The organism is Nitratireductor sp. WH36-1 (assembly GCF_058725515.1).
The window spans coordinates 365,899-381,826 of record NZ_CM178970.1 but is presented as its reverse complement, the minus strand read 5'-3'; the positions used below and the strand labels follow the sequence as shown (position 1 = coordinate 381,826).

Genomic DNA, 15,928 nt, shown 5'->3' with positions numbered 1-15,928 from the left:
CGCGTTTCCCTGCAACGGTGAACCGTTCTAGGGTCAGGACCCTAGACGTCAGCGCCAATCCACTCGATCCAGCGGCCATGGAAGTCGCAGCGCGCCAGATCGCGGCGCGTGCCTTCCGGCCACAGGGTGAGCGAAACGCGCGCGAAGGGCTCCTTCATGTCGGAAGGCTCCATGCGCAGCCAGGCGATGGGCGCCCCGCCGGCGCGCCCCGCCTTTTCCAGCGCGCCCTCGATGCGGGACTGCGTTTCGAACGGCAGATATTGCCACATGATCGAGTGAAACAGCACCAGCACCCGGTCGGGTTTGCGCATGGCAAGCGCCGCCTCGACAAAATCGGCCGCATCCGCCTTTTCCAGCGAGAGAGAAGCGCCGTCCGCAAGGCTGATCGCCGCGACCAGACGTTCGAGCCGCGCCGCCTGATCGGCCCAGACATAGGAGGTGAGGCGCAGGCGCTCGCTCTCCAGCGCAACATCGATGGGGGCGATGTCATTGCCCCCGCGCGAGGCGATTTCAAGCCTGCCGGAAAGGTCGGGCGCAGCGCCCCGCACTTCTGGCGCGAGCTTTACCGGTGAGGCGGCATCGCCCCAGATGCTCTCGCCGTAACAATAGTGGAACCGGTCGAACAGAAGGTTCAGCCCCGCGCTTGATCCGATCTCACGAAGGTCAAGCGGAAGGCCGGTTTCGCGGGCAATCGTGAGGAAACCCGGCAGGAGCATGGCCGAGCGGGCGATCTCATTGGTCTGCGGCGCGCTGTCCAGAGTGGCGCAGAGCCGTGCATCATGGCGCGCAATGGTGCCGGCGACAGCCGCGCCAACGGCATCACGCGAGGCCGTTCCGGGTGGATAGACGCCGGCTAACTCCGCGTCCTCTCCCGCCAGAACCAGCGCATGAAGCCCGCCGCAAAGCCGCAGCGCCAGCGCATCTTCGCCGGGCGCTCCGGACCAGTCGAGCACGCGCGCGCCGGTTCTCGTGTTGCGATCCAGAATTTCAGGCAGGAGCCGGCACAGCTGGGCGGTGAAGGGGGAGCCCATACGGTCGCAGGCCTCGGCCTGCTTTTCGAAATGTGCGCTGATCCGGCTTTCCATGCAGTTCTCCTTCAAAGTTTGAAGGAGAGGCTAGCACGCGTCATCCGAGAGATCTGTTGCAGCGCAGCATTTTTTCTGGACCAGCCAACTGGCACAGAAAAATCAGCCTGCCGGGCGCTCCGCCAAAAGCTTTTCGATCTCGGGCATCAGGTCGTTCTGCACGCTTTCGGGCGTGAAAGGGCCGACATGCTTGTAGCGGATCCTGCCTTCCGGCCCGACGAGAAAGGTTTCCGGAACGCCGTAGACACCCCAGTCGATGGCCGCGCGGCCATTCTGGTCGACGCCGATCGCATCATAGGGGTTGCCGAGATCGCCGAGAAAGCGGCGGGCGTTTTCCGGCTTGTCCTTGTAGTTGAGGCCGGCGATGACGAAACGCTCGTCCTTTGCCAGCTCCATCAAGAGCGGATGCTCCTGCCGGCAGGGCAGGCACCAGGAGCCCCAGACATTCACCAGCGTGATCTTGCCCGCAAAGGCGTCTGAGGAAAGTCCCGGCAGGGACATGCCCTCAAGCGGCGGCAGATCCGTCTGCGGCGCATCACGGCCGATCAGCGCCGAAGGCACGAGCGAGGTGTCCCGCCCGGAAAAAAGCTGCATGAGGAAAACGGCGGCCAGCGCCAGGAAGACCAGAAGCGGCAGCAGAAACAGCAACCGCCGCGAACGGTTGGACTTTTCGCCGGTAACGCTCATTTCTTCTCTGCCTTACGCTCGGAACGGCGGCGAACGCCGCGCTCTTCGAGTTCCCTGAGTTCGCGCTTGCGGCCTGCCTGATCGATCAGGATCCAGAGGCAGAGCCCCGCAATCACCAGTGCCGAAATACCATAAGCGGCGAACACATAACCTGCGTGGGTCATCGCGCTGCCCTTTCTGCCGCGCGCGCCGAAAGCCTGCGCATGGCGATCACACGCCGACGCCAGATCTCCGCACGCATGGCCATCAGGTGAAGCGTGAGAAGCACGAGCGTGAAACCAAGCGCGCAGACGAGCAGCGGCCAAAGAAGCGATGTGTGGATGGTGGGACCATCGAGACGGAACACGGATGCCGGCTGATGCAGCGTGTTCCACCAGTCCACCGAGAACTTGATGATCGGGATGTTGACGAAACCGACAAGCGTGAGGATCGCGGCGGCCCGCGCCGAACGGCCGGGATCGTCCATCGCCCGCGTCAGGGCGATGATGCCGAGATACATCAGGAACAGGATGAAAACGGAGGTCAGCCGCGCGTCCCAGACCCACCACGTGCCCCACATGGGCTTGCCCCAGACGGAGCCGGTGAACAGCGCCAGCGCGGTGAAGGCCGCGCCGATGGGAGCGGCGGACTTGAGCGCCACATCCGCGAGCGGATGCTTCCACACAAGCGTGCCAAGCGCGGACGCCGCCATGAGCGAGTAGCAGAACATGGCGAGCCAGGCGAACGGCACATGGATGTACATGATCCGCACCGTGATGCCCTGCTGATAATCCTCGGGCGCGGTGAAGGCCATGTAGAAGCCTGCCGCAAGCACCGCCAGCGCCGTGCCGCCAAGCCAGGGCACGAGCGTGTCTGCCAGCGCGAGAAAGCGCGTGGGATTGGCGAGCGCCGTCAGGCGACCGGAGAGCGTGGAGGCTTGCGGGGTGGCGTTTGTCATGCCTGAACCCATAGCGTCGAGTGTCCTGTTCCGCAATCGAATCGATTGCCGCACATCAATCGCCGCCCCACCGCAGTGCGAGCGAGGCGGCCAGCGGCCCGATGACCGCAAAAAACAGCATCAGCGCGGCAAGAATGAGGAAGGGCGGCAAAAACGGGTCCGGATCGGCAACCGCGCCGCGCGCCGCCGCCACGCCGAAGATCAAAACCGGGATGGTGAGCGGCAGAACCAGAACCGAGACCAGAAGCCCGCCCCGTGGCAGCGCCACGGCAAGGGCCGCGCCCACCGCGCCGATGAAGGTGATGGCGGGCGTGCCGACGGCCAGCGTCGCGGTCGCAGCCAGAATGCCCACCGGTTCGACATTCATGAAGAGGCCGAGCAGCGGCGTCACCACCACCAGCGGCAGGACGTTCACCGTCCAGTGCGCGAGGCACTTCACGAACACGGTCAGCGCCGTCATGTGGCGGTTGTCGGCGAGAAGCATGAGATCAAGCGAGCCGTCTTCGCGATCAGCCTGGAACAGGCGCTCAAGCCCGAGCAGGCCCGCAAGCAGCGCGCCGATCCAAAGGATGGCCGGGCCGATCCGCGCCAGAAGGTTGAGGTCCGGTCCCACGCCGAAGGGGATGACGGCCACCACGGCGAGGAAGAACAGGACACCGGTGAGCGCGCCGTTTCCGGTGCGCACGCCGATCTGCAGCTCGCGGCGGAAAAGCGCTAGCATGACTGGAAAAGCTCCTGACCGGGTGTGGGACCGAGAGCGCCTGACAGCCGCGCGGCGTCAAACGTCCTCATGCCTGAACCTGCCCCATGCGCAATTCGCGCGCGCCGGTCAAGCCGAGCGGCAGATGGGTGGCGGCCACGATCAGCCCGCCATCTTCCAGATGCACGCCCATCAGTTCGGCAAATTGGGCTTCAGACGCCTTGTCGAGGCCGGAAGTGGGTTCATCCAGAAGCCAGACCGGCCGGTAGCTGACGAGAAGCCGGGCAATGGAGGCGCGCCGGCGCTGGCCGGTGGAGAGATAGCCGAAGGGCAGATGGCCGATATCACCGAGCCCGACCATTTCCAGCGCTTCGAAGGGCGAAAGATGCGGATGCCCCAGAAAGTCCTGCCAGAAGCGCAGATTCTCTTCGACGCCAAGTTCCGCCTTCATGGCATTGCGGTGGCCGAGATAGTGGCAGGCCGCACCGGCATCGGGAAATTCGTCGCCACCGCCGGAAAACGACACCACGCCCTCCGCCATGGGCAAAAGGCCGCAGAGCACCCGGAGCAATGTCGACTTTCCCGCGCCGTTCGGCCCGGTCACCGTCAGCGCCTCGCCAGCTTCGAGCACGAAGGATATGCCGGAGAACACGGTTTCACCGCCCCGCTCGCCACTCACGTTTTCGGCGACGAGCCGCATCATGTCTTCATCCTTCGGCAAGGGTGTATTCCTGATTTTTTCACGACGCGGCAGATTTGCCGTTTCCCACTCTAGAACTCTTCTACAAAATTCTCTATATCCGCCTCAACCACGCCAGCGGTCGGCGTGTAACTCTTTGTGCCGATACCCCGCGCGCGCGCCGCCTTGAACGGCCGGGACGCTTGGGGGCGGACAGCGGAAATGACCGTACCCGCACCTTTTGCGCGTGATGCCTCGAGGAGTCCGTTCCCGTTTCGGATAGCAGAACAGGATAGGATCGCCCGTGACCAAATCACTTGACAGTTTCAATTGCCGCCGCACCCTCCAGGTTGGGGATGCAGAGTATGTTTATTTCGACCTCAAAGAGGCCGAAAAGAACGGTCTTGAAGGCATTTCCCGCCTGCCCTTCTCGATGAAGGTGCTGCTCGAGAACCTGCTGCGCAACGAGGACGGACGCTCGGTCACCAAGTCCGACATCGAAGCAGTCGCAGCATGGCTCGACGACCGCGGCACGGCCGGCCACGAGATCGCCTACCGCCCGGCCCGCGTGCTGATGCAGGACTTCACCGGCGTTCCCGCCGTGGTCGATCTGGCAGCCATGCGCGACGCCATGGTGTCGCTCGGCGGCGACCCGCAGAAGATCAACCCGCTGGTGCCCGTCGATCTGGTCATCGACCACTCGGTCATCGTCGACGAGTTCGGCACGCCGAAGGCATTCGACCGCAACGTGGAACTCGAGTATGCGCGCAATGGCGAGCGTTACCGCTTCCTCAAATGGGGTCAGAACGCGTTCAAGAACTTCCGCGTCGTTCCGCCCGGCACCGGCATCTGCCACCAGGTGAACCTCGAATATCTCGGCCAGACCGTCTGGACGAAGGAAGAGGACGGCAAGACGATTGCCTATCCGGACACCTGCGTGGGCACCGATTCGCACACCACGATGATCAACGGCCTGGGCGTTCTCGGCTGGGGCGTGGGCGGCATCGAGGCAGAGGCGGCCATGCTCGGCCAGCCGGTCTCCATGCTCCTGCCGGAAGTCATCGGCTTCAAGCTGACCGGCAAGCTGAAAGAAGGCGTGACGGCAACCGACCTGGTGCTGACCGTCGTGCAGATGCTCCGCAAGAAAGGCGTTGTCGGCAAGTTCGTCGAGTTCTTCGGCGAAGGCCTCGACCACCTCACGCTGGCGGACGCCGCGACCATCGGCAATATGGGCCCGGAATACGGCGCGACCTGCGGCTTCTTCCCGGTTGATTCGGAAACGCTGAACTACCTCAACGTCTCCGGCCGCTCCAAGGAGCGCATCGCGCTCGTGGAAGCATACTCCAAGGCGCAGGGCATGTTCCGCGAGACGGGCACCGAGCATCCGGTGTTCACCGACACGCTCGAGCTCGACCTCGGCGAGGTCGTGCCGTCCATGGCCGGCCCGAAGCGTCCGGAAGGCCGCATTCCGCTCGAGAACATCGCATCCGGCTTCGCCGAATCGCTCGAGAAGGAATACAAGAAAGACCCGTCCACGCTGGAACAGCGCTGGCAGGTTGAAGGCGAGGATTACGACCTCGGCCATGGTGACGTGGCGATTGCCGCCATCACCTCCTGCACCAACACCTCGAACCCGAGCGTGCTGATCGGCGCCGGCCTTCTGGCCCGCAACGCCAACCGCCTGGGCCTCAAGCAGAAGCCCTGGGTGAAGACGTCGCTCGCTCCGGGCTCGCAGGTGGTTGCCGAGTATCTGGAGAATGCCGGCCTGCAGAAGGAGCTCGACCAGATCGGCTTCAACCTCGTCGGCTTCGGCTGCACGACCTGCATCGGCAACTCCGGCCCGCTTCCGGCCCCGGTCTCCAAGACCATCAACGACAAGGGCCTGATCGCTGCCGGCGTTCTCTCCGGCAACCGCAACTTCGAAGGCCGTATTTCGCCCGACGTGCAGGCCAACTACCTGGCTTCGCCGCCGCTGGTCGTCGCCTATGCGCTCGCCGGCTCGGTGACCAAGGACCTGACGAAGGAGCCGATCGGTCAGGACAAGGACGGCAATGACGTCTTCCTGAAGGACATCTGGCCCTCCAACCAGGAGATCCAGGAGTTCATCCAGAAGAACGTTACCCGCGACCTGTTCGAGAAGAAGTACGCAGAGGTCTTCAAGGGCGACGAGAACTGGCAGGCCGTGCAGGTGCCGGAAGGCGAGACCTACGCATGGGACGACACGTCGACCTATGTTCAGAACCCGCCCTACTTCGCCGGCATGACCAAGTCGACCGGCAAGGTGACGGACATCGAGGGTGCGCGCATTCTCGGCCTGTTCGGCGACAAGATCACCACCGACCACATCTCCCCGGCCGGTTCCATCAAGGCACAGTCGCCTGCCGGCAAGTACCTGATGGACAATGGCGTGGGCGTTGTCGACTTCAACCAGTACGGCACGCGTCGCGGCAACCATGAAGTCATGATGCGCGGCACCTTCGCCAACATCCGCATCCGCAACCACATGCTGGGCGAGAACGGCACCGAGGGCGGCTACACGATCCACTATCCTTCCAAGGAAGAGATGTCGATCTATGACGCAGCCATGGAATACCGCAAGGAAGGTGTTCCGCTGGTGGTGTTCGCCGGTGGCGAATACGGCAATGGCTCCTCGCGCGACTGGGCTGCCAAGGGCACGAACCTGCTCGGCGTCCGCGCCGTGATCGCAGAGAGCTACGAGCGCATCCACCGCTCCAACCTGGTGGGCATGGGCGTCATCCCGTTCGTCTTCGCTGAAGAGACGAGCTGGGAGAAGCTTGGCCTGAAGGGCGACGAGACGGTGAGCATCGAGGGTCTTGAGACGCTCAAGCCCCGCGCCAAGGTCAACGCCAAGGTCACCTTTGCCGATGGTTCGGTGAAAGAGGTTCCGCTGCTCTGCCGCATCGATACGCTCGACGAGCTCGAGTACTTCAAGAATGGCGGCATCCTGCAGTACGTGCTGCGCGACCTGGCTGCATAATCCAGGTCTGCCACCTGCCTGAGACAGACCGTCGGCGGAAACGCCGGCGGTCTTTTTTGTTTCCGGCTGCATTTCCTCACCGGAACGTGACTTCTTGTTGAGCCCGCCCGCCACCTATAGTGCCTGAAAACAGGATCGGGTTCAGTTTCCGAACGGAGTACAGATGACTTGGCTCACCACGCGCCGCCAGCTGCTGGCGGCGGTTGCAGGCTTCTACGCCCTTACCGGCATTGCCGGCGCCCAGGAGTTGGCGCGCCCGGTCGGTGTGGTCGAGCTGTTCACCAGTCAGGGCTGCAGCTCCTGCCCGCCAGCGGATGCGCTGCTCAGCGAACTGGCGGAAAGGAATGACGTCATCTCCCTCGCCTATCACGTCGATTACTGGGACTATCTGGGCTGGCGCGATGCGCTTGGCAGCGCCGCGAACACCGCGCGGCAGAAGAACTACGCGCGCGCGCTCCAGAAAGCCTCCGTCTACACGCCACAGATGATCGTGAATGGCCGCACCGACATGAACGGTGCGGACAGGAGCAGGGTCACCGCATCGCTCGACAGCATGGCCGGCACGCCGGACGGGCTACAGGTGGATCTGTCGCTTCAGGACAGGGGCGACACCATTCTCGTCGAAGTCGGCGCATTTCGCGGCGACGCGGGCAACGAGCTGCTCGACGCGCATCTGGTCTTTGTCGACTTTGCGCCACGCGCGACGGTGGAGATACGCGCCGGAGAGAACCGGGGCCGCACCATCGAATATCGCAACGCGGTGAACCAGATCCAGACAATCGGCATGTGGGACGGAACGGCCAAGAGCTTCGAAATGCCCAAGAGCGAGCTGGTGAAGAAAGGCAATGGCTGCGCGTTGCTTCTCCAGCGCGTCGACAGGGAAGGAAGGCCGGGCGCCATCCTCGGCGCTGTCGCAATCACCCCGTGAACCAAAAGCATGGGCACCCCATGAACCAAGCATGGGCACCCCGTAAGCCAACCCCGTAAGTCAAAAAACCCGGTGGTCCCAAAAGAAAAACCGGTGCTGAATCATTCAGCACCGGTTTTGATCTTTTGGGACCGTTGCCCGGCTCGGAGATCCGAGTTGGTTCGATCCGGTCATGACCCCGAGGGCGGGGGGGCTTGGGGTTTTCGGGATCCGTGTCCGGACCGAACCGTCTCAGGCAACGGTCGGATCGTCGCGGCACAATGGGGCGTGAGCTTGGACAAAATGTGTCGAGAAAAAGGCACGTCATCACCAATTCCGACAAACGGTCCCGATTTGTGACTACCGGCTAACGATAGTGGCTTGCAGGTTCACAAAACATGCGTCGGCAAAATGTCAGGGATGATCTAACCACTCCGAATATAGCACGGCATCAAGAAAGGTTAAAAGGCTTTTCCAACCTATCCCGCGCGGCCTGAGCATCGGACCGAGACAGTGGAGACCGGTTTTTCGGTTGCCCCGATGCCTCTGGACAATCTCGATCGTAAGCCGGGAAGGAATGCAGGGCTTGCATTTCCGGCTATGGCGGGCGAACCTTTCGTGTCACCAAATCGTCATGAGGTTTAGCCAATGAGCGATTACGGCAGCGCCGGGGAGGATAGGGACAGCTCCGGGATACTGATCCCGCTGCATGAAGAGCGCCGTGCGCGCTCCAGCCTTCCCGTAACCTTCGACCGGCGCGAACTGGACCAGATTCTTCGCATCTACGGGCGCATGGTCGCCGCCGGGGAGTGGCGCGATTATGCAATCGACCACCTGAAGGACCGGGCCATCTTCTCCGTTTTCCGGCGCACCAGCGAAGTGCCCCTTTTCCAGATCGTGAAAGACCCCAAGCTCACGCGCAAGCAGGGCGCATACAGTGTGGTTGCGGCCACCGGCGCGATCCTGAAGCGCGGGCACGAACTGACGCGGGTGCTCGCCGTGTTCGACAAGAAGCTCAAGCTGGTCACCTGAGCAAAGCCGGCTGGAGCATCGCTGGTCTGGATCGCCTTTGTGCGTCCGCCCGGACGCATGGCGGTCTGCCCCCTCGGTCAGCCCCCTTGGGTCAGCCCACAGTCTCACCGCGAAACAGCCGCTCGGGGAGCGATTGAGGATCGGGTGGCGTGTTCGTTCCCCCATTCAGCGTGCGCTGCATGAACACCGTGTCGAGCCAGCGGCCATGCTTGAACCCGCTGCCGCGCAGCACCCCTGCATCCTCGAACCCCATGGCCCGGTGCAGCTTGACCGAAGCGCTGGTTTCCGAGCCATCGCCAATGACCGCAACGATCTGGCGGAACCCGCACAGCATGCAGGCCTCGACCAGCGCTTCGAGCAGAGTGCGGCCGATACCGCGCCCCTGCGCCTGCGGGTCGAGATAGACGGAATCCTCCACCATGAAGCGATAGGCGCGGCGCGGACGAAACGGCCCCGCATAGGCATAGCCAAGCAGCACGCCCTCCTCCTCCGCCACCAGATAGGGATAGCCGCTACCGAGGAGCACGCTCATGCGCTCACGCATCTCGGCCTCGCCCGGCGGATCAAGCTCGTAGCTGGCCGTGCCTTTGTTCACGGCATGGGCGTAGATGCGGGTGATGGCGGGCGCGTCATCGAGGCTGGCGGGGCGGATGGTGAGCGGCATGGAGCAAAAACGCCTTTTGGGAAACCGGATCAAAGAAAAGGGCGGCCCGAGAGCCGCCCTTTCGTATCGTCGTTCAAAGTCCTGCGCCCGCTACTCGCGATTGCCGAGGAACTGCAGCATGAACATGAACAGGTTGATGAAGTCGAGGTAGAGACGCAGGGCGCCCATGATTGCCTTGCGGCCGGACACGGTGGCGTCGTCGCCCTCGTAGTACATCTCCTTGATCTGCTGGGTGTCGTAAGCCGTGAGGCCGGCGAACACCAGCACACCGATCACCGAGATGGCGAACTGCAGCGCGGACGAGCCGAGGAAGATGTTCACGATCGAGGCAATGATGATGCCGATCAGACCCATGAACAGGAACGAGCCCATGCCCGAGAGGTCACGCTTGGTCGTGTAACCCCAGAGCGACAGCGCGCCGAACGATGCGGCGGTGATGAAGAAGGTGCGGACGATGCTCTCACCCGTGTAGACGAGGAAGATCGTCGACAGGGAAAGACCCACGAGGCCCGAATAGACCCAGAATGTCGTCTGCGCAGCCGCGACACTCATGTTCTGAATGCGGAAGCTGAGGAAGAACACCAGCGCGAGCGGTGCGAGGATGACAACCCAGCGGAAGGCGCTGGCGTAGATGAGCTGGCCGAATGCGGTCAGCTGGCCATCCGCGATGGCGAGATTGAATGCACCAAAGGCTGCAAGACCGGTGATGGCCAGGCCAAGCGCCATAAGGTTGTAGACGCGAATCATGTAGGCGCGCAGGCCCTCGTCGATGGCCGCGTCCGCGCGTACGCCGGGCGTTGCGCGGGCCTGATAGTTACGAAGGTCAGCCATAATTATCCCTTTCTGGCTTTAATCCCGTCGGGTGACGGCCATACGACCGTGCGCCGCTGGCGGGATACCAGCATGCGTAATGCAAATATGATGTCAGTTTAAGCTGACGACAAGACCTGAAACGCCCAGAAATGCAGATGCGGCAACACTTCGCGGGCAAAAAAAGCGCTTCCCCGGCGGGACGGTTAACGCTTTTTCATGCCTGAGGCTGCCGGAAGCGGCCCAAAGGCCGCCCCGCTGTTTCAGAGTCTCTCGCTTTAGAGATTGCGCAGAACCGGAGCCGCCTTGTGCCCGAGCACCCGCCAGGTGCCGACCAGGCCGAAGCCGACGGTCAGGACGAGCGCCACCGCAATGGTTGTCAAAGCCACCTCCGGCAGGAAGCTCGATGGCAGGCCCATGACCTGCGCAACAACGAACCATGCCGCGACACCGCCGGCAAGCAGCGCGAACACCGCTGTCGCCAGACCGATCAGCAGATATTCGAGCGAGAAGGCCGCGATCAGCGTGCGCCGTGTCGCGCCCAGCGTCTTCAGCACCACCGCATCATGCACCCGCGCCCGGTTTCCGGCCGCCAGCGCACCCGAAAGCACCAGAACCGAGGCGATCAGCGCCACAGCGGCGGCGGCGCGAATGGCGGTCGCCAGTTGCTCGACCAGCCGGTTCACCACATCAAGCGCATCCTTGACCCGCACCGTGGTCACGGTCGGGAAGCTGCGCGTGACCGCGTTGAGGATCTGTGATTCGTCAGCCTGCGTTGCCTCGGCATCCGTCAGCGTGGCGAGCCATGCATGCGGCGCACCGGCAAACGTGCTGGGCGAGAACACCATCACGAAATTGATGGCGAGCGATTCCCACTCGACCGCGCGGAAATTGGCGATCCGCGCCGTGACATCGCGCCCCAGCACGTTGACGGTGATCGTATCGCCGATCCTGAGCCCGAGCTCGCCGCCCTCCTCCGCCGTGAAGGAAACCAGCGGCTCGCCTTGATAATCGGCCGGCCACCATTCGCCCTGGGTCAGGGTGGAATTTTCCGGTGCATTGCGGGCATAGGTGATGCCGCGATCGCCGCGCAGCACCCAGCCGCCCTCCGGCGGGATCTCCATGTCGCGCACATTGACACCATTGAGCGCCGTGATGCGGCCACGCAGCATGGGCACCTGGATCAGCTTGCCGTCGGGCGCCTGCTCGTTCACCAGATCGGCGAAGGCTTCCACCTCACCACTCTGGATATCGACGAAGAAGAAGTTCGGCGCGACCTCCGGCAGATTGCCGGTAATTTGCCGACGCAGATTGCCGTCGATCAGCGCCAGCGTGGCGAGCAGCGTCAGGCCAAGCCCCAGCGAGAGAACGACCGAGGGCGTGAGCGCGCCGGGGCGATGGATGTTGCCAAGCGCCAGACGCAGGGGGGTGGACGCAACACGCGGACTGCGGCGCGCCAGCCACTCGATGCCGAGCGCCACCACGCGCAGCACGATGAAGGCAAACACCGTCGCACCGACGAACACCGCCGCCATGCGCCGGTCATCGGAGAACCAGATGGCGAAACCGGCGAGCGAAGCAGCGATGGCCATGGACAGGAGGATGTAGACGGGGCGCGGCCAGCCACGACCATCGACACCCATTTCGCGGAACAGCGCCGTCGCCGGCACATCGCGCGCACGACCAAGCGGCATGAGCGCGAAGACCAGCGTGATCATGACGCCGAACAGCGCCGCAACGACAAGTGCTGCCGGATAGAACCCGCCCGTGGCCGGCACCGGCAACACGCTGGAAAGCACGGCCGATGCGCCGAACGGCATCAGCGCGCCGATCACCAGACCGGCAAGAATGCCGATCCCGGCGATCATCAGGATCTGCACCAGATAGACCGTGAAGACGAACGCGCCCGATGCGCCGAGGCTCTTGAAGGTGGCGATGACGGCGCGCTTGCTGTCGAGATAGGCGCGCACGGCATTGGCCACGCCAACACCACCGACCACCAGCGCCGTCAGGCCCACAAGGGTGAGGAATTGAGAAAACCGCTCAATGTTGCGGGAAAGCGAGGGCGCGGCATTGCTGCGCGTGCGGATGCTCCAGCCGGCCTCGGGGAACTCTGCGCCGGCCTGCGCCTGTGCGGCCTCCAGCGCACCGGCATCGGTGTCGCCGACAAGCCGCACCTTGTAGACATGCTCGACCAGACTGCCGGGCTGGATGAGGCCCGTCGCTTCCAGCGCATCAAGCGAGATCATCAGCCGTGGCGCGAACCCGAAACCGTCCGAGACAGCATCGGGCTCGGTGGTCAAAACGGCCCGCAGCTCGATCGGCTGGCCGCCGAGCATAATGCGGTCGCCGGGCGCAATGCCGAGACGTTCAAACAGCAATGCCGGAGCGGCAGCGCCGAATGCACCATCCACCGCGGCAAAGAGATCGTCATGCGAAAGTTGCGGTTCGGTCACGCGCTCGCCATAGAGCGGGTAGAGGCCGTCCACCGCCTTGACCTCGACCAGCGTTTGATCGGAACCGTCGGGCAGACGGGCCATGGAGCGCATGTTTGCGCTTTCGGAAACATCGCCGAGACCGGCGAGGAACGCGCGCTCGTCTGCACCCGCACGGCGCTGGTTCAGCTCGAAGCGCAGATCGGCAGCGAGCAGAGACTGCCCCTCCGTCTCCACCGCCTCGGTGATCGCGCGGGCGACCGAATTGACGCCGCCAATCGCGCCGACACCCAGCGCGATACAGGCAAGGAAGATGAAGAAGCCGGACAGGCCGCCGCGCATTTCACGGAGGGAAAAACGGAAGGCAAGACGCAGGGTTCGGCCAAAACTCATGTCGCCGGCCCTCATGCCATTGCAGCCTTTTCGGCCTCGGCTGCAGGTTCGATGCGGCCCGAGCGCATCGCCACCTGGCGTTCGCAGCGGGCGGCAAGGGCCGGGTCATGCGTGACGAGCACCAGCGATGTGCCGCGTTCGCTCGCCTTGGCAAACAGCATGTCGGCAATCTGCCGGCCCGTCGCCTGGTCAAGATTGCCAGTAGGTTCGTCGGCAATGAGGATGGCAGGCCCGGGAGCCAGCGCACGCGCAATCGCCACGCGCTGCTGCTCGCCGCCGGAGAGCTCGCCGGGATAATGCGTAAGGCGCTGCGAGAGACCGACAGCGGCCAGCTCTTCCTCCGCTGCGCCGAACGGGTCGGGATGGCCCGCCAGTTCCAGCGGCACGGCCACATTTTCGAGCGCCGTCATGTTGGGAATGAGATGGAAGGACTGGAAGACGATGCCGATGGAGCGGCCGCGAAAGGCGGCGATGGCGTCTTCACTGAGCCCGTTGATCTGCGTTCCGCCGACACGCACCGTGCCGCCGTCAATGCGCTCCAGCCCGGCGATGACCATCAGAAGCGTTGATTTTCCGGAGCCGGACGGGCCGACGATGGCGGTCGAGCGGCCACGCTCCACCGACAGGCTGACCCCTTTGAGAACATGGACCGAGGAAGCGCCCTCACCCAGCGTCAGCGACACATTCTCAAGTTCGATCACGGCTTCTGTCACGGAAAAGATATCCTATATTGGGAAAAAATGGCGCTGGGATCGTACAATTGCACGGTTCCGGCAAATATGGGTTATCCCGCATGGCATTCAATTTTTTTCGATCTTTCGGCCAGTTCACAAAAATTTCATCGGCCGCAGCGGCTGTGACGCTCGCGCTTGTCACGGCTCCCGCAGCGCTTGCAAACCAGGTCGAAATCGTCGGTTTCGGCGACAGCCTCATGGCCGGCTACAACCTCGCGCCGGGGGAATCCTTTCCCGAGCAGCTCGAGGATGCGCTGAAGGCGGAAGGCTATGCGGTGAAGGTGGCCAATGCCGGCGTTTCCGGCGACACGAGCAGCGGCGGGCTTTCGCGGCTGGAATGGTCCATCCCCGAGAGCGCCGACATCGTGATCCTGGAACTCGGCGCAAACGACATGCTGCGCGGCATCCCGCCGGCTTCAACGGAAGAGAACCTCGACCGGATGATCGCCAAGCTGGATGAGCGCGGCCAGCGGGTCGTTCTGGCGGGCATGCTCGCCGCCCCCAATCTGGGCGAAGACTACGCGTCGGCCTTCAACCCGATCTTCAAACGGCTCGCGGAGAAGCATGACGTAACGCTTATCCCCTTCTTTCTCGATGGCGTGGCGGCGGAACAGTCGCTGCTTCTGGAAGACGGAATGCACCCGAACCCACAAGGGGTTAGGCGCATGGTCGAACGCATGCTGCCAACCATCCGCGGCGTGATCGAAGCGCATCAGGGAGACGACGCCTAAAAAGCGCGGCAAAAACCGCTTGCCGAGACTGGCGATCAGTGATTCGCTGATGGCGACAGTTCGATTCGAGGAGGTTGCCATGCCGCGACTTTTCACCGCCCTCGAGATCCCGCGTGACGCGGCTTTGTCGTTGTCACTCCTGCGCGGGGGTCTTCCAGGAGCTCGCTGGATCGACGTCGAAAACTATCACCTGACATTGCGTTTCTTCGGCGATGTGGAAGGCCATACGGCCGACGAGATCGCCAATGCGCTTGATCGGGTTCGGCGTCCCTCTTTCACCATGAAGCTCTCCGGCGTCGGCGCCTTTGGACAGAAGAAGCCGCACTCCATCTGGGCCGGCGTTTCCGCCTCGCCGGATCTCTACGCCCTGCAGGGCGAGATAGAGAGCATCTGCCGGCGGCTGCGACTGCCGCCCGATCCCCGCAAATTCACGCCGCATGTGACGCTCGCCCGCCTCAAGAACGCCAATCCGCATGAGGTGGCGCACTATCTTTCGGCGCGCGGCAATTTCGCTTCGGTGCCGTTCACCGTGGGGCGTTTCGTGCTGATGTCGTCACGCGCTTCCGTCGGCGGCGGCCCCTATGTGATCGAAGAGGCCTGGCCGCTGGTCGGCGCGGACTATGACCGTCAGTCGAGCCTGGACAACAGCGCTTCCGAGGCTTCGCGGATCGTCTGGTAGACGGACGCGAAGCCGTCATCGCCCCCGTAATAGGGGTCGGGAATGTCGATCATGCGCCCGCCCGCATAATCGAGAAAGAGATGAACGCGGTCCGCCGCTCCGGCAGGCGCGCGCTCGCGCAGGGTGCGGACATTGCTGTGGTCCATGCCGAGCAGCAGGTCGAAGCGGTCGAAATCCCCCGCCACCACCTGACGCGCCCGCTGACCGGTGATGTCGACGCCGAAATCACGGGCAATCGCCACCGAGCGCGGATCGGGCGCATTGCCCGCATGCCAGGCGCCGGTGCCGGCCGAATCGATGAGAAACGCATCCTCCCTGCCCTTTTCCGCAACGACGCTGCGAAACACGCCCTCGGCAAGCGGCGAACGGCAGATATTGCCGAGGCAGACAAAGAGGATCGATGTGCGGGGCTTTGCGTTCATGCTCATGGCGCTATCATCCGGAAGTGACATTCCAC

At 63.5% G+C, this 15,928-nt stretch carries 15 protein-coding genes and 1 pseudogene; 5 read left to right on the top strand and 11 right to left on the bottom strand.

Annotation, left to right across the window (positions count from 1 at the left end):
• Window positions 1–41 precede the first annotated feature (41 nt).
• From AC4PTT_RS01840 to ccmA, 6 genes and pseudogenes are all read right to left on the bottom strand, one after another.
• Complete coding sequence (locus AC4PTT_RS01840) at window positions 42–1,085, bottom strand: DUF2332 domain-containing protein (protein WP_492162001.1); 1,044 nt, start codon at window positions 1,083–1,085, stop codon at window positions 42–44.
• A 102-nt stretch (window positions 1,086–1,187) separates the two neighbouring features.
• On the bottom strand, window positions 1,188–1,772 hold the full coding sequence (locus AC4PTT_RS01835; RefSeq protein ID WP_492162000.1) for a DsbE family thiol:disulfide interchange protein: 585 nt from the start codon (window positions 1,770–1,772) through the stop codon (window positions 1,188–1,190).
• Entirely contained in the window at window positions 1,769–1,936 is a 168-nt protein-coding gene (ccmD, locus tag AC4PTT_RS01830) for a heme exporter protein CcmD (protein ID WP_206545631.1), read from the bottom strand. Before ccmD ends, AC4PTT_RS01835 begins: the two co-directional genes overlap by 4 nt.
• Complete coding sequence (locus tag AC4PTT_RS01825; RefSeq protein ID WP_113153540.1) at window positions 1,933–2,721, bottom strand: heme ABC transporter permease; 789 nt, start codon at window positions 2,719–2,721, stop codon at window positions 1,933–1,935. Before AC4PTT_RS01825 ends, ccmD begins: the two co-directional genes overlap by 4 nt.
• A 43-nt stretch (window positions 2,722–2,764) precedes the next feature.
• The gene (gene ccmB, locus AC4PTT_RS01820; RefSeq protein ID WP_113153541.1) at window positions 2,765–3,430 is read right to left on the bottom strand and encodes a heme exporter protein CcmB; all 666 of its coding nucleotides are present in this window, start codon (window positions 3,428–3,430) and stop codon (window positions 2,765–2,767) included.
• A 67-nt stretch (window positions 3,431–3,497) separates the two neighbouring features.
• Window positions 3,498–4,046: pseudogene (gene ccmA / locus AC4PTT_RS01815) on the bottom strand (heme ABC exporter ATP-binding protein CcmA); the annotation flags it as partial.
• 346 nt (window positions 4,047–4,392) lie between these two features.
• Between ccmA and acnA the strand changes: the two are divergent.
• The 3 genes from acnA to AC4PTT_RS01800 all read left to right on the top strand — a co-directional run bounded on the left by acnA (window position 4,393) and on the right by AC4PTT_RS01800 (window position 9,025).
• Window positions 4,393–7,086 carry an aconitate hydratase AcnA gene (gene acnA / locus AC4PTT_RS01810; RefSeq protein WP_206545629.1) on the top strand — a complete coding sequence of 898 codons (2,694 nt, stop codon included), beginning with the start codon at window positions 4,393–4,395 and terminating at the stop codon, window positions 7,084–7,086.
• A gap of 163 nt (window positions 7,087–7,249) precedes the next feature.
• Window positions 7,250–8,014: a DUF1223 domain-containing protein gene (locus AC4PTT_RS01805; protein WP_492161999.1), complete on the top strand. Its 765-nt coding sequence runs from the start codon at window positions 7,250–7,252 to the stop codon at window positions 8,012–8,014.
• A 627-nt stretch (window positions 8,015–8,641) separates the two neighbouring features.
• Window positions 8,642–9,025 carry a DUF2794 domain-containing protein gene (locus AC4PTT_RS01800; RefSeq protein WP_113153544.1) on the top strand — a complete coding sequence of 128 codons (384 nt, stop codon included), beginning with the start codon at window positions 8,642–8,644 and terminating at the stop codon, window positions 9,023–9,025.
• A 91-nt stretch (window positions 9,026–9,116) separates the two neighbouring features.
• Here AC4PTT_RS01800 and AC4PTT_RS01795 read toward each other — a convergent pair whose 3' ends face one another.
• The 4 genes from AC4PTT_RS01795 to AC4PTT_RS01780 all read right to left on the bottom strand — a co-directional run bounded on the left by AC4PTT_RS01795 (window position 9,117) and on the right by AC4PTT_RS01780 (window position 14,040).
• Window positions 9,117–9,689: a GNAT family N-acetyltransferase gene (locus AC4PTT_RS01795; RefSeq protein WP_492161998.1), complete on the bottom strand. Its 573-nt coding sequence runs from the start codon at window positions 9,687–9,689 to the stop codon at window positions 9,117–9,119.
• A 90-nt stretch (window positions 9,690–9,779) separates the two neighbouring features.
• Window positions 9,780–10,520, bottom strand: a complete 741-nt coding sequence (locus tag AC4PTT_RS01790; protein WP_113153546.1) for a Bax inhibitor-1/YccA family protein — start codon at window positions 10,518–10,520, stop codon at window positions 9,780–9,782.
• Between the two features lie 257 nt (window positions 10,521–10,777).
• Window positions 10,778–13,327, bottom strand: a complete 2,550-nt coding sequence (locus AC4PTT_RS01785) for an ABC transporter permease (RefSeq protein ID WP_492161997.1) — start codon at window positions 13,325–13,327, stop codon at window positions 10,778–10,780.
• An 11-nt stretch (window positions 13,328–13,338) separates the two neighbouring features.
• A complete protein-coding gene (locus AC4PTT_RS01780; RefSeq protein WP_113153547.1) occupies window positions 13,339–14,040 on the bottom strand; it encodes an ABC transporter ATP-binding protein in 702 nt (233 codons plus the stop codon).
• Between the two features lie 80 nt (window positions 14,041–14,120).
• On the opposite strand from AC4PTT_RS01780, the gene AC4PTT_RS01775 reads away from it, so the two are divergent.
• Entirely contained in the window at window positions 14,121–14,792 is a 672-nt protein-coding gene (locus tag AC4PTT_RS01775) for an arylesterase (RefSeq protein WP_492161996.1), read from the top strand.
• 79 nt (window positions 14,793–14,871) lie between these two features.
• On the top strand, window positions 14,872–15,471 hold the full coding sequence (gene thpR, locus AC4PTT_RS01770; RefSeq protein ID WP_113156087.1) for an RNA 2',3'-cyclic phosphodiesterase: 600 nt from the start codon (window positions 14,872–14,874) through the stop codon (window positions 15,469–15,471).
• On the opposite strand, the gene AC4PTT_RS01765 is transcribed toward thpR, so the two are convergent.
• On the bottom strand, window positions 15,420–15,893 hold the full coding sequence (locus tag AC4PTT_RS01765; protein WP_492162580.1) for a low molecular weight protein-tyrosine-phosphatase: 474 nt from the start codon (window positions 15,891–15,893) through the stop codon (window positions 15,420–15,422). The two genes, thpR and AC4PTT_RS01765, sit on opposite strands and share 52 nt — an antisense overlap.
• Window positions 15,894–15,928: the final 35 nt, after the last annotated feature.